Source organism: Brevundimonas sp. (assembly GCF_029946145.1).
Classification (GTDB): Bacteria; Pseudomonadota; Alphaproteobacteria; order Caulobacterales; family Caulobacteraceae; genus Brevundimonas.
In genome coordinates this window covers 1-12,277 of the sequence record NZ_JAQSDY010000031.1, presented here as the reverse complement: position 1 = coordinate 12,277, position 12,277 = coordinate 1, and the positions used below count along the sequence as shown (strand labels likewise).

12 protein-coding genes are annotated in these 12,277 nt (G+C 68.6%); 6 read left to right on the top strand and 6 right to left on the bottom strand.

Features of this window, described 5'->3' with window-relative positions:
• Window positions 1–58: 58 nt before the first annotated feature.
• Both PSV23_RS16865 and PSV23_RS16860 read right to left on the bottom strand, forming a co-directional pair.
• Entirely contained in the window at window positions 59–2,191 is a 2,133-nt protein-coding gene (locus PSV23_RS16865; RefSeq protein ID WP_300471410.1) for a S46 family peptidase, read from the bottom strand.
• 191 nt (window positions 2,192–2,382) lie between these two features.
• Complete coding sequence (locus tag PSV23_RS16860; protein WP_300471407.1) at window positions 2,383–4,452, bottom strand: S46 family peptidase; 2,070 nt, start codon at window positions 4,450–4,452, stop codon at window positions 2,383–2,385.
• A gap of 192 nt (window positions 4,453–4,644) precedes the next feature.
• On the opposite strand from PSV23_RS16860, the gene PSV23_RS16855 reads away from it, so the two are divergent.
• Genes PSV23_RS16855 through PSV23_RS16845 form a run of 3 tightly spaced genes read left to right on the top strand, consistent with a single transcriptional unit; the run spans window position 4,645 to window position 7,603 of the window.
• Window positions 4,645–5,817 (top strand): ABC transporter permease, encoded by a 1,173-nt coding sequence (locus tag PSV23_RS16855; RefSeq protein ID WP_300471405.1) that lies wholly within the window; start codon window positions 4,645–4,647, stop codon window positions 5,815–5,817.
• On the top strand, window positions 5,814–6,566 hold the full coding sequence (locus tag PSV23_RS16850) for an ABC transporter ATP-binding protein (protein WP_300471402.1): 753 nt from the start codon (window positions 5,814–5,816) through the stop codon (window positions 6,564–6,566). Before PSV23_RS16855 ends, PSV23_RS16850 begins: the two co-directional genes overlap by 4 nt.
• Before the next feature lie 20 nt (window positions 6,567–6,586).
• A complete protein-coding gene (locus tag PSV23_RS16845) occupies window positions 6,587–7,603 on the top strand; it encodes an HlyD family secretion protein (RefSeq protein WP_300471400.1) in 1,017 nt (338 codons plus the stop codon).
• Between the two features lie 13 nt (window positions 7,604–7,616).
• On the opposite strand, the gene PSV23_RS16840 is transcribed toward PSV23_RS16845, so the two are convergent.
• Window positions 7,617–8,498, bottom strand: coding sequence for a LysR substrate-binding domain-containing protein (locus PSV23_RS16840; protein WP_300471398.1), 882 nt, complete (start codon window positions 8,496–8,498; stop codon window positions 7,617–7,619).
• A gap of 53 nt (window positions 8,499–8,551) precedes the next feature.
• Here PSV23_RS16840 and PSV23_RS16835 point away from each other — a divergent pair, with 53 nt between their 5' ends.
• On the top strand, window positions 8,552–9,697 hold the full coding sequence (locus PSV23_RS16835; RefSeq protein WP_300471395.1) for an MFS transporter: 1,146 nt from the start codon (window positions 8,552–8,554) through the stop codon (window positions 9,695–9,697).
• On the opposite strand, the gene PSV23_RS16830 is transcribed toward PSV23_RS16835, so the two are convergent.
• The 3 genes from PSV23_RS16830 to PSV23_RS16820 form a co-directional block, all read right to left on the bottom strand.
• Window positions 9,684–10,481, bottom strand: a complete 798-nt coding sequence (locus tag PSV23_RS16830) for a crotonase/enoyl-CoA hydratase family protein (RefSeq protein ID WP_300471392.1) — start codon at window positions 10,479–10,481, stop codon at window positions 9,684–9,686. The genes PSV23_RS16835 and PSV23_RS16830 overlap by 14 nt on opposite strands.
• Before the next feature lie 37 nt (window positions 10,482–10,518).
• A complete protein-coding gene (locus PSV23_RS16825; RefSeq protein ID WP_300471390.1) occupies window positions 10,519–10,845 on the bottom strand; it encodes a hypothetical protein in 327 nt (108 codons plus the stop codon).
• Between the two features lie 128 nt (window positions 10,846–10,973).
• Window positions 10,974–11,129, bottom strand: a complete 156-nt coding sequence (locus PSV23_RS16820) for a hypothetical protein (protein WP_200943669.1) — start codon at window positions 11,127–11,129, stop codon at window positions 10,974–10,976.
• Window positions 11,130–11,283: 154 nt separating this feature from the next.
• On the opposite strand from PSV23_RS16820, the gene PSV23_RS16815 reads away from it, so the two are divergent.
• Together PSV23_RS16815 and PSV23_RS16810 are read left to right on the top strand one after the other, a co-directional pair.
• Window positions 11,284–11,514: a DUF1289 domain-containing protein gene (locus PSV23_RS16815; protein WP_300471385.1), complete on the top strand. Its 231-nt coding sequence runs from the start codon at window positions 11,284–11,286 to the stop codon at window positions 11,512–11,514.
• A 105-nt stretch (window positions 11,515–11,619) separates the two neighbouring features.
• Window positions 11,620–12,135, top strand: coding sequence for a TIGR02281 family clan AA aspartic protease (locus PSV23_RS16810; protein ID WP_300471383.1), 516 nt, complete (start codon window positions 11,620–11,622; stop codon window positions 12,133–12,135).
• Window positions 12,136–12,277: the final 142 nt, after the last annotated feature.

Sequence of the window (12,277 nt, the reverse complement as noted above, 5' to 3'; positions counted from 1 at the left end):
CCACTAGCCACTAGCCACTAGCCACTAGCCACTAGCCACTAGCCACTAGCCACTCAGCTCACCGAACCCCCAGCTCCGCCACCAGCCGCTCCATCCCGTAGACATCCCGCAGCGCCGCCGTCACCGCCCCGGTGGTCACGATCACCGAGCGGTTGACGTTGCGGTCATAGCCATAGGCGTTGCGCTGGGTCAGGACGGTGGAGTCGAAATTGGCCCCCACCATCTCGCCCGCCGCCGTCACCACGGGCGAGCCCGACGAGCCGCCGATGGTGTCCGACGACACCGCCATGTTCAGCACCGTGTCCCCGTCGATCCGGTCCTTCGCGGCCAGCAGCTTCGGCGCCACATCGAACGGCGCCGCGCCCGTCGCCCGGTCCCACAGGCCGTCGAAGGTGGTGAAGGCGCCGAACCGCTGGCCCGGAACGTCCGTGCCCTCGATCTTGCCGTAGGTCAGGCGCAGCGTCCCGGTCGCGTCCGGATAGACCGCGTCGCCATAGGCGGCGAACCGGGCCGCGGCCAGCCGTTCCGAGGCCCGGTCGGTCGGGGCCTGGACCCGCGCCTCCCAATCCGAACGCGCGGCGCGGGTCTCATCCTGGATCGACAGAAGATACTGGATCATCGGGTCGTCCGAGGCCTCGACGGCGGCCAGACCGCCCTCCCACAGCGCCCGCCGCACCGCCGGATCGGCCAGCGTCGTCCCGCCGACCAGCCGCGCCGACAGCGCCTCCGGGGACTCCTGGCCCAGCAGGCCGCGAACCGCGGGATTGTCGACGGTCAGCCACTCCCGCGTCTTGGACAGCCACCACTCCATCCGCACCTGATCCAGCGCCGGATAGACGGGCCGTTCGGCGAACAGGCCGGACTGAACGCCTGACAGCCGGCTGTCGGCGAATTCGGGCAGGCGCTCGGCGGACGGCTTCTCCCGCTCCTGGGCGCCGCGCACGATGGTCCGGGCCCACAGGAACAGCTGCGAGCCGCCGGCCACCGGCGTCGTCCCCGCGCCGGTCCCGCCTTCCAGCAGGGCCATGGCCGCATAGGTCTCGCGCATGATCGGCTGGACCGCCGCCAGCTCGGCCCACGGATCGCCGGGAGCGTAAAACAGGGTGTCGTCGTCGCTCTGGGGAACCGTGGCTCCGGTCTCAGGAGGGTGGGCGGCCTGCTCCCCGCGAGCCCGGGCCCGGAAGTCAGTTTCCTGCCCCGCCTTCATGGCCATGAAGGCGGGGTCGACCAGAGCCCGCATCCGCCCCAGCCCGCGCTTGTAGGTGTTCTCCAGCCCGACGATCGGGTCCATGGCCTGGAAGGCATGTTGATCGCTCTCCTCCGAGAACCGGATCAGCCGTCCGCGCAACTCCGACGCCAGCAACTGATCCATGGGCAGGACCACGTCCCGGATGGTGAACAGCTGCTCCTGGGTCAGCAGCCGCTGGGTCGCGCCGGGGCTGCCCGAGACGAAGACGGGCGTGCCCTCGACAGGTTTGTCGGCGTTCCATTTGAAATGGGTCGGCGTCGCCGCCGGAGCGCCGTTCTCGTACAGCCGGATAAAGGCCGCATCGATGGCGAAGCGCGGGAAGCTGAAATTGTCGAGGTCGCCGCCGAACGTCGCCGCCCGGTCTTCCGGCGCCCAGGCCAGCCGCACATCGGCGTACTTCTTGTAGGTATAGAGCTTGAACTGGCCGCCCCGGTACAGGGTCACGACCTGACAGCGCTTGTCGGTCGCGTCGCCGCAGGCCTCCTGCTCGATCCGCCCGGCCTCGGCGTCGCGCGCCCGGGTGAAGGCCTGGCCTTCCAGCCCGGCGCCGGCCGCCTGCATCCGCTCGGTGACGTCGCTGATGTCGGTCAGGATCTCGGCCGTGCCGCCGGGGCATTTCAGCTCCTCCTCGCGGCTGCGCGGGGTGAAGCCCGTCTCGGCGTAGTTCACCGCCTGGGTCGACAGATTGGCCACACAGGTGGCGACGCAGTGGTTGTTGGTCATCACCAGGCCCTCGCCCGAGACGATCCCCGCCGAACACCCGCCGAACTTGACCGAACTCAGCCGCACCTTGTCGAGGAAGGCCTGGTCGATGTTCGTCCCCAGCGTCGCGTTGGCGCGGGCGATGGGGAAGTTGTCGAAGGTCCACATGCCTTCTTCCGCGCGGGCGGCCCCGGCGGCGATGGTCAGAAGGGCGGCGGCGAGGGCGGGGGTGAGGCGCATCTGTATCTCCTTTCCTTCTCCCCTTGCGGGAGAAGGTGGCCCGCGCAGCGGGTCGGATGAGGGGTCTTGCCGACGGGGCCGGCGAGGGTGGCCAGACCATGAATGACGAAGGGGTCGCCCGGCAAGACCGGAGCGACCCCTCATCCGTCAGGCTTCGCCTGACACCTTCTCCCGCAAGGGGAGAAGGGTCGTTACCGAACGCCCAGTTCTTCCAGCAGGCGGGGCTGCGGATAGATGTTGCGCAGCGCCTCCGTGATCGCCGCCGTCGACACCGTCACCGTCCGGTTCAGTTCGCCGTCATAGCCGTACGATCCGCCCAGCGAGTGGATGTTGCCGTCGAAGGCCGCGCCGATCACCTCGCCGTCGGCGTTGATCACGGGCGAGCCCGAGTTGCCGCCGATGATGTCGTTGGTCGAGGTGAAGTCGAACACCGTGTCCTTGTTGACCCGGCTTTCATTGTCGATGAAGGCCTGCGCCGCGTTGAACGGTTCGGCGCCGGTGGCCCGCTCGTACAGGCCGCCCATGTAGGTGAAAGGCGGCACGGTCACGCCGCGGTAGGTCCAGCCCGCGACCTGACCGTAGGACAGGCGCAGCGAGAAGGTGGCGTCGGGGTACAGATTGGCGCCGTAGACCGCGAACCGGGCCTGGGCGACCTTTTCGGCGGCGCGGGCGGTCGGCGCATTGACCTCGGCGGCCCAGCGGTCGCCGATCGCCTTGGCCGCGTCGTCATTGGCGATGACGAAGGCCAGCAGCGGATCGGCCTCGGCCAGTTGCGCCGTGGTCATGGCGGCGGCCTGGGCGCGGAAGGCGGCGTCGCCCATCCGCGTGTTCGAGATCAGCCGGTCGGCCAGACCCTCGGGGCTTTCGCGCCCCAGCAGGGCCTTCACCTGCGGATTGTCGACGGTAAGATACTCACGCGTCTTGGACAGCCAGTAGCGCAGGCGGATCTCTTCCATGTCGGTCGCGATCGGCGTTTCGGCGCCGACCATGGCCACCAGGCGCGCGCGCCGGGCGTCGGTCATGGTCGTATCCTTCGACGCCCGCACGATCGACCGGGCCATGGCGTAGAGGGTCGAGCCGCCGCCGGCGGCCTGTTCCAGCTGGCGGACCGGCAGGAACAGATCGCGCGCGGTCGCCTGCACGCGCTCCAGCTCGCCCCAGGGATCGCCGATCTGCTGCACCAGCGAGGGATCGGCCGCGACGCGGGCGCGCAACTCGGTCTCCGCTTCACGCTTGGCGCCCATGAAGGCGGGGTCGGTCAAGGCTCCCTGCTGGCCGTAGAAGACCTTGAAGCTGTTCTCCAGGCCGAAGATGGGATCGAACGACAGCCGTTTGGCCTCGTCGCCGGTCAGCGAATATTCGAGCAGGCGGCCGCGCAGTTCCGAGTTCTGGATCAAGGTCACCGGCAGCTGCTGGTCACGCAGCCGCTCCAGCTGGCTCATGGTCAGCAGGCGCGAGGTCGAGCCGGGGTTGCCGGCCACGAAGGTCACGTCGCCTTCCTTGGGCGGGTTCGGATTCCACTTCAGGAAGTTGGGCGTCGCGACCGGCTGGCCATCCTCATAGGCGCGCAGGAAGCCGGCATCGAGGGCGTAGCGGGGGAAGTTGAAATTGTCCGGGTCCCCACCGAAGAAGGCCGCCTGGTTCTCGGGCGCGAACACCAGCCGCACGTCGTCATACTTGCGGAATTTGTACATGGCATAGCGGCCGCCACGGTAGAAGCTGATCACCTGGCAGCTGAATTTCGCATCGCCGGCGCAGGCCTCGGTCTGGATATTGTTCGTCTCGGCCGTGCGGGCGGCGTTGAACGCCGCGCCTTCCAGCCCGGCCCCGGCGCCCAGCACCCGGTCGGTCACGTCGACGATGTCGACCAGCACCTCGGCGGTCTGGCCAGGGCAGCGCTTCTCTTCCTCGCGGTTCGCGGTCAGGAAGCCGTTCTTCACATAGTCCTGCTCGGGCGAGGACAGCTCCTGCGAGCAGCCGACGACGCAGTGCCAGTTGGTCAGGATCAGGCCCTCGTCCGAGACGAACGAGGCCGAACAGCCCTGGATGCGGACGGCGGCGTTGCGGACCCGGTCCAGCCACGCCTGATCTATCCGGGTGCCGTATTTGTCGTTCACCGTCTGGATCGGAAAATTGTCGAACGTCCACATGCCTTCATCGGCGCGAGCCGGGGAAGGGGCGGCCATCACAGCCATGAAACCGGCGACGGCGGCGAGCGATGCGGTCGCCGAGACGGCGGCGCGAAGCGAACGAAGCTGCATTCTGCGAAATCTCCCAGGTTCGGCGTTGATCGCCGACTGTTGCTGTTACCTAGACCCGATGAACCGATCCCGTCCATCGCCTCGCGAGCGCCTCACGAAAGCGTAACGTCGGTCGCCTTACCCCGATTTAACTTGGTTCCGACGTCCGGCGTCGTCACATAGCGATAACGTTTCGGGGGTCTGTCCTTACCAATGTCGCTTGCACTGTCCACGCTGCTGTACGAGTGGCGGCGCTATATGGCCGCCGTGATGGCGCTCGCCCTGTCGGGTCTGCTGGTGCTGGCCATGACCGGCGTCTTCATCGGCATCGGCAAGGGCTTCACCGCCACCATCGAGCGTTCCAGCGCCGACATCATCATCATGCAGCCGGGCGCCAAGAGCCTGATCAACGGCTCGACCGGCGTGCCGCGCCGCTTCATCCCGCTGGCCTACCGCAACCCCGCGGTCGTCGAGGTCCAGCCTCTCGACGGATCGCAAGGCTCCTTCCAGCCGGTCAGTAGCGTCGACCCCACGATGTCGCAGGCGGACCGGGCCAAGATGGATGCCCCGGCGATGAACTATGTGCAGGCCAGCATTATCGACACGACACCCGGCGCGGTCACGATTCCGACGGACTATTCGCCCGAGCTCGTCGACGCCCTCCGCCAGCCCTACACCGTCGCCATCGACGAAACCGCCGTTCGTAAGCTGAAAGTCGGCCTCGGCGACAAGGCAATGTACAACGGTCAGACCGTGACCGTCGTTGGCATCACGCGTGGCTATCCCAACATGATGCAGGCGAACGTCGTCATGTCCCGCGACACCCTGCGGAAGCTCGGCCAGGCCGATACCGGCCCGCGCGTGGGACCCCTGATGGTCAAGTTGCGCGATCCCTCGCAGGCCCAACGTGTCGCTACCGAGCTGAACGCCCAGGGCGACGGGCAGTGGAAGGCCTGGACCCGTCAGGAGCTGGCTGACGCCAACGCCTCGGCCATGTTCGAGGAAGGCATTCTGGTCATCATCATCGGCGGCTGCGTGGTGCTGGGCACCATCATCGGCGTGGCCATCACCTGGCAGACGCTGCGCGGCGCCATCATGGCCAACATCAAGGAGTTCGCCTCGCTGCGGGCGCTGGGCGTCGGCATGGGGTCGCTGAACCGGATCGTCATGGAGCTCAGCTTCTGGGTCGGCCTGGTCGGCGTCGGCGCCGCCATCGGCCTGACCCTGCTGGTGCAGATGCTGGCGCTCGCCAACGCCGTGATCATCGCCCTGCCGCTGACCCTGCTGATCGTCGTCGGCGGCGGACTGATCGTCATCGCCATGCTGTCGGGCCTGCTGTCCCTCGGCATCCTCAAGAACAGCCAGCCGGCGGATCTGCTGCGATGAGCCCGACCAGAACCCACGGCAAGCACGGCGACTTCGCGATCGAGGCCAAGGGCCTGGTGAAGCGCTTCAAGTCCGGCAAGTCCTTCATCGAGGTGCTGAAGGGCGTGGATTTCGACGCCCGCCACGGCGACCTGACCATGGTCATGGGCCCCTCCGGCTCGGGCAAGTCTACCCTGATCGCGGCCCTGTCCGGCCTGCTGCGGCCCGAAGAAGGCCGGGTGGACACCCTCGACATCGACGACCTGTGGAAACTGTCGACCTCGCGGATCGACCGCTTCCGCCTCGACAACTGCGGCTTCATCTTCCAGGGCTTCAACCTGTTTCCCGCTCTGACGGCCCTGCAGCAGGTCGAGGTGGTGCTCAAATTCCAGGGTCTGTCCAAGGGCGACGCCAAACGCCAGGCGACCGCGACGCTTGAGGAGGTCGGTCTCGGCCCGCGCCTGCATCAGCGGCCATCGGCCCTGTCCGGCGGTGAGAAACAGCGCGTCGCCATCGCCCGCTGCCTGGCCAAGAATCCGCAGATTCTGTTCGCCGACGAACCGACCTCGGCGCTCGACGGCGAGAACGGCCAGATCGTCATCCGCCTGCTGCGCCGCGCCGCCACCGAACACGGCGCCGCCGTCATCTGCGTGACCCACGACCCGCGCCTCGAGGAATGGGCCGATCGGGTCATCAAGATCGAGGACGGCGTGATCATTGACGACCAACGCCGCATTCCCAATCCCGACGCCACGCTGGCCTCGCACTGACGACCCGAAGGACCTTCGACATGCCCGCCTTCCTCAAGAACAAATGGCTCTGGATCGGCATCGTGCTGATCATCGTGCTCGTCCTCGGCTTCAGCTTCATGCAGAGCTCCGGCAAGGCGAAAAAGGCCGAGGAAGAAAAGGCTGCTGCGACCAAGGTCGAGAGCCCCTACGCCGCCATCGCCAACGGCAAGGTCGACATCGAGGGCGGCATCATCCAGATCGCGGCCCGCCGCGGCGGCGTGGTTCGCTCGGTGCTGGTCCAGGAAGGCGACCGCGTCGTCGCCGGCCAGATCCTCGCCCGTCAGGAGGACGACGAACCCCGTCTTGCCCTGCAAAGCGCCAACGCCGACGTCGCCCAGGCTGAAAGCCAGCTGCGCCTGATCCAGGTCGACATCCGCACGGCCCAGCGCGAATACGACCGTCTCGCCCAGCTGGTCGCGACCAATTTCGTCGCCGCCCAGCGCATGGACCAGGCCCGCGACGCCATCGCCCAGGCCCAGGCCCGGCTCGCCTCGCAGCAGGCCGCCGTCCAGACCGCCCGCGCCCGCCGCGACCAGGCCGCCTACAACGTCGAGCTGACGGTGATCCGCGCGCCCCAGTCGGGCCGCATCGTGCGCCGCTACGCCAACCCCGGCGCGGGCGCCTCGACCCTGAACGTGTCCAACATGTTCGACCTCGAGCCCGACGCCCCGCGCATCGCCCGCGCCGAGATCGTCGAGAGCGACATCCCCAACATCACCCCCGGCCAGGCCGTCGAGATCACGCCCGAGGGCGACCCGTCCAAGGTCTATGTCGGGGCCGTCCTGCGCCGCGCCGCCGTCTTCGGCGCTCGCAAGCTGGCCTCGGACGATCCCTCGCAACGCTCGGACGAGCGGGTGGTCGAGGTGGTGGTCACCGCCGGCGACGCGCCCCTGCTGATCGGCCAGCGCGTCCTGGTCAAGTTCATGAAACCCGGCCAGACCGCCGGCGCCCCGCGGGCCGTCACAGCCGGCGTCCCCGCCGGCCGCGCCATGCGGGCCCCGGCGCAGGCGGGGTAACGACCCGGTCGGTTCAGGCGGCGGCTCGCGCCGTGGCCTGGGCCTGTTCACCGAGCCAGCGGATCACGGTCCGCGCCGCACGCCCGGTTTCCTCGCCGCTCCGGATCGCGGCGAGCGCCCCGCCATCCGCTTCGAAACCGAAAGGCGCGACCAGCCGTCCTGCGGCGACGTCTTCGGCCACGATTATCCAGGGCAGCACCGCGACCCCCAGTCCCGCCGACGCCGCGTCCAGCACGAAATGCAGATGGGTCAGGGTGCGGGTCGGGCCACGAGGCTCGGCCTGGCCCGTCAACCTCGACCATTCCGCCCATCCGCCCATTCGGGTGCGCGCCACCAGACGCGGGGCCGTTGAAATGTCGCCTGCCGCGAGCGCGGGCGTGCAGACCAGACCGACCCGGTTTTCCGCCAGCCGCTCCACTCCGGCATCGTTCAACGCGGAACCGTCCAGATAGCGGACCATCAGGTCGGCGCCGCGCTGCCGGGTCGCAGTCGGCGCCAGGTCCGTAAGGTGCAGTACGATGCCCGGGCAGTCCCGCTCGAAGGCGCCCAGCCTCGGTATCAGCCATTTGACCGCCAGACTCTGGTGGATCGCCAGATGAACCTCCGCGGCGTCGCGCACCGCTCGCACCGCCTCGGTCAGGATGTCGAAGCCGGCTCCCAGCCCCGCCCGCAACGCCTCGCCCCGGACGGTCAGGCGCAGTTGGTGTTTCGGGCCCTCGAACAGCCGAACCCCCAACGCCGACTCCAGCGCCTTTACCTGGCGGCTGATCGCGCTGTGGGTGACATTCAATTCCGCCGCCGCTCGCGTCGCGGAGCCGGTTCGTCCCATCGCCTCGAACGCCCGCAACGCGTTCAACGAGGGCAGGGCCGCTCGGGCTGTGAGGTTTTCGAACATGCGGCGATCGATATGTCGCTTTCCGGCCGGGCGCAATCCGGCGATTCCGGCCCATGTCCCTGCGCGCCCGTCTGATCGTTCCCGTCCTCGGCCTCGGCCAGGCCGTGGCTTTCGCCTCCAGCTACTACCTGCTGGGTGTCCTCGCCGATCCAATGGCTCAGACGCTGAGTCTTGAGCCATCCGCCCTTTTCATCGCCCTGTCCGTCGCCTTCCTGATCTCGGCGGTGCTCTCGCCACCGGCGGGGCGCTGGATCGAACGCAGCGGTGGGCGGCGCGTGCAGGCATGGGCGCACCTCGCCTTCGCCGCCGCCCTGCTGACGATGGCCCTGGCGCCGTCAGCCGTCGTTCTGATGGCCGGCGTCGTGGCTCTGGGGATCGGCATGTCGATCGGCCTTTACGGCACGGCCTTCGCCATTCTGGTCGAGTGGCACGGCGCTGCAGCCCGCCGCCCGATCACCGCCGTCTCGTTGATCGGGGCATTGGGCGGCGGCCTCGGCTGGCCCGTCAGCCGGCTGATCATCGGGGCATGGGACTGGCGCGTCGCCTGCGCCGTCTGGGCGCTGGTCCATCTGGCGCTGTGCCTCCCTCTCACCCTTGCGGTCCTGCCGCGGCGGCACGCGGCATCGGCGACGAAAGCCGCGCCGGGGCGGATTCGATGGGACCGGCGCATGGTGCAGATCGCCGCCGTCTTCGCCGGGGGATGGATGGTCTCCACCGCCATGGGGGCCCACCTGCCTCGCCTGCTGGACCAACTCGGTCTCGGCGCCGAACACGCCGCCTGGGCCGCGGGTCTGATGGCGGCCAGCGCCATCGCCGCGCGTCTGTTTGACCTCATTGTCCTGCACCGGTCGCATCCGCTGGCGACGGTGCGGCTCGCCTGTCTGTTCCATCCTCTGGGCGCCGGGCTGGCGGCGTGGGGTGGCGCGCGTCTGGCACCGCTGCTCGCCGTGGGGCAGGGCGCGGGCAACGGCCTGCTGTCCGTGGCCTCCGGCGTCCTGCCGCTGCACGTCTTCGGGCCGGAACGATACGCGGCCCGGCAGGCGCTGCTGCTGACGCCGGCGCGTTATCTCCAGGCGGTCGCTCCGGCCGCCTACGCCATCGCTCTGGACGCATCGCCACACGTCGCCCTGGCCGCCTCCAGCCTTGTATGTCTGGCCATGTGCGCCCTGACCTTCGGACTGCGCCCTACCGACCGGTGAAATCCGCCCCACGCTTCTCCAGCGCTGCCGTCACCCCCTCCAGATGGTCGTCGCTCAGATGCGCCAGCGCCTGCATCGAGGCCGTCATCTCCAGGATCTGGTCGAAGGTCGCGTCGCGGCCCTGACGCAGCAGGGCCTTGGTCATGCGCAGGGCCTGGGGCGCGCGGGCGGCGATGTCCTCCGCGATCTCCATGGCCTCGTCCATCAGCCGTTCGGGCGTGACCACACGGCTGACCAGCCCCCAGTCCATCGCCGTCCTCGCGTCCAGAACCCGCGCGGTGAACAGCATCTCGGCGGCCCGCGCATAGCCGATGTTGCGCGGCATCAGCCAGGCCCCACCGTCGCCGGGCAAGATCCCCAGCTTCAGGAAGGGCACGCCGAAGCTGGCCGCCTCCGAGGCGATGCGGATGTCGGCCAGTCCGGCGATGTCGCAGCCCAGCCCCATGGCCGGCCCGTTCACCGCCGCCACCAGCGGAACCTCCAGCCCGTACAGCGACCGCGCGATCCGGTGCACCACGCGGCGATAGCGTTCGCGGATATCGGCGCCCGAGCCGGCGAACATGTCGCGCCGGTCCCTCATCGCTTTCAGGTCGCCGCCCGCCGAAAAGGCGCGTCCCGCCCCGGTCAGGACCACGCAACGCACGTCCGGGTCGGCATTCACCGCCTCGCAGGCGGCGGCGAAGGCTTCGCCGTCCTCCAGGTCGGGCAGGGCGTTCAGCCGGTCGGGCCGGTCCAGCGTCCAGAGTTCGATGTGGGCGCGGCGTTCTCGGCGGATCAGGGTCATGGCTCCGCTGTGCCGCAACCGCGGCGTCGCCGCAATGTCAGGACCCGGGAGCCTTGCGCGCCACGGACGACCAGGCCCGCGTCAGGGGAAGGTCCGGGTTGCCCTTGGCGGCGGCCTCGGCCGCCTGGGCGGCGAGGCTGACATAGCGCCGCACGACCGTCATTCCGGGAGCCAGGACATCATCGGCGTCAAGGAAGCTGACAGGCTCGCTCGCCACGATCCGCTCGGCGTTCGCGGGTGCGGCGGCGACCGACTGCCTTGTCGGCGCCCAGACGGTGAAGTCGATTCCTCGATCCGGCGACCAGCCGCCCTGCCGCGGCTGCGCGGTCATCGTGGCGACCAGTGTCGCCTCAAGCTTCAGCATATGCGCGCCCCTCCGCCGGAAGACTGGCACGGATTTCATCGCCGCCCGTGTATCCCGCGAGCGACAGAAGAATTGAAAAAGCCCCGGACCTTTCGGGCCGGGGCTTTTTCAGTTGATCGAGCGGCGCCCTAGCGGCGCTTCTCGATCTTGATCGGCACGAAGTTTGACGGGTGGCTGATAACGCGGTCACCGGCCCCGTTGTTGTTCTTCGTATTGACCAGCATCCCGCCCCAGAGGGCGAATGACATCATGGCGTGCTGGAGGTTGCGGTCTCTGTCGTTCATCCTGGCGTCTCCTTTCGATGGAACGATGAAAAGAGACACGTCGTGCTTTTCGGGAATCTCACCGTCATAGTCGTTTCGCGTCATCCTCAAGCTAACCCCGGTCGGCAAAAAACGCAATAGTTTTTACTCCGGCATCGGACCATATTTCGTATTGATGTCATCAACTGTCGCTCAAACCCCACAGACCCCGCCGCCCAGCGTCGCCACGCCCTGCGTCAAGCTGTGCGTCGTCGACGGCGCGTCCGGCCTCTGCCTGGGCTGTTTCCGCACCCTGTCCGAGATCGGCGCCTGGAGCGTACTGACCGACGATCAGCGCGCGACAATCATGGCCGGGTTGCCGGCGCGGCGGACCCGGATCGATCCGGCCCTGCTGGGCCCCGCCTGACGCGGCCGCGTTAAGCCCACGCAAACCATCCCCCTTCACCGCATCCAAACGGGGGCGTGCGATACCGGAACCGTCGCAGAAGCGGCGCCTCTGGACGAGTAACGCATGCGTTTCGACCTTTCTTCTCTCGGCATCACGGCCGCCGCCGTCGCCTCGGCCCTGACCACCGTCTGGTGGATGGATCAGGCCGGGCTGCGCGGCCAGGCCCAGGCCGCGACCGTCCCGGCCGCCCATGCTTCCCCGCCTGCCCGGGGCGTTCCGGGGCGGGTGCTGAAGGGTCTCGACGGCCATTACTGGGCTGACGCCATGATCGAGGGCCGAGCCGTCCGCGTCATGGTCGACACCGGCGCCAGCGTGGTCGCCCTGACCCGCAACGACGCCGCCCGTCTGGGTCTGAAACTCACCGTCGACGACTTTTCCAGCACATTGATCACCGCCTCGGGCCCCGTCCGCGCCGCGCCTGTAGAGCTTCAGGCCGTCGCCGTGGCCGGCGCTCGCGTCGAGCGCGTCCAGGCCCTGGTAGTCGAGCACGGTCTGCCGCATTCCCTGCTGGGCATGAGCTATCTGGGCCGCCTCTCGGCCTTCACGGCCACGCCCGCCAGCCTCACCCTGCGGCCCTGAGCAGTGGCTGGTGGCTGGTGGCTAGTGATTGGAATTGGCGACCCGTCGGGAAAGAAGTCCAGCTTGTCCACCACGCCGATACGGATTCCACTAGCCACTAGCCACTAGCCACTAGCCACTAGCCACTAGCCACTAGCCACTA

Excerpts from the sequence above, each read along its gene's own strand:
- PSV23_RS16865 (WP_300471410.1), bottom strand. The coding sequence starts at position 2,191 with ATGCGCCTCACCCCCGCCCTCGCCGCCGCCCTTCTGACCATCGCCGCC.
- PSV23_RS16860 (WP_300471407.1), bottom strand. The coding sequence starts at position 4,452 with ATGCAGCTTCGTTCGCTTCGCGCCGCCGTCTCGGCGACCGCATCGCTC.
- PSV23_RS16855 (WP_300471405.1), top strand. The coding sequence starts at position 4,645 with ATGTCGCTTGCACTGTCCACGCTGCTGTACGAGTGGCGGCGCTATATG.
- PSV23_RS16850 (WP_300471402.1), top strand. The coding sequence starts at position 5,814 with ATGAGCCCGACCAGAACCCACGGCAAGCACGGCGACTTCGCGATCGAG.
- PSV23_RS16845 (WP_300471400.1), top strand. The coding sequence starts at position 6,587 with ATGCCCGCCTTCCTCAAGAACAAATGGCTCTGGATCGGCATCGTGCTG.
- PSV23_RS16840 (WP_300471398.1), bottom strand. The coding sequence starts at position 8,498 with ATGTTCGAAAACCTCACAGCCCGAGCGGCCCTGCCCTCGTTGAACGCG.
- PSV23_RS16835 (WP_300471395.1), top strand. The coding sequence starts at position 8,552 with ATGTCCCTGCGCGCCCGTCTGATCGTTCCCGTCCTCGGCCTCGGCCAG.
- PSV23_RS16830 (WP_300471392.1), bottom strand. The coding sequence starts at position 10,481 with ATGACCCTGATCCGCCGAGAACGCCGCGCCCACATCGAACTCTGGACG.
- PSV23_RS16825 (WP_300471390.1), bottom strand. The coding sequence starts at position 10,845 with ATGCTGAAGCTTGAGGCGACACTGGTCGCCACGATGACCGCGCAGCCG.
- PSV23_RS16820 (WP_200943669.1), bottom strand. The coding sequence starts at position 11,129 with ATGAACGACAGAGACCGCAACCTCCAGCACGCCATGATGTCATTCGCC.
- PSV23_RS16815 (WP_300471385.1), top strand. The coding sequence starts at position 11,284 with ATGTCATCAACTGTCGCTCAAACCCCACAGACCCCGCCGCCCAGCGTC.
- PSV23_RS16810 (WP_300471383.1), top strand. The coding sequence starts at position 11,620 with ATGCGTTTCGACCTTTCTTCTCTCGGCATCACGGCCGCCGCCGTCGCC.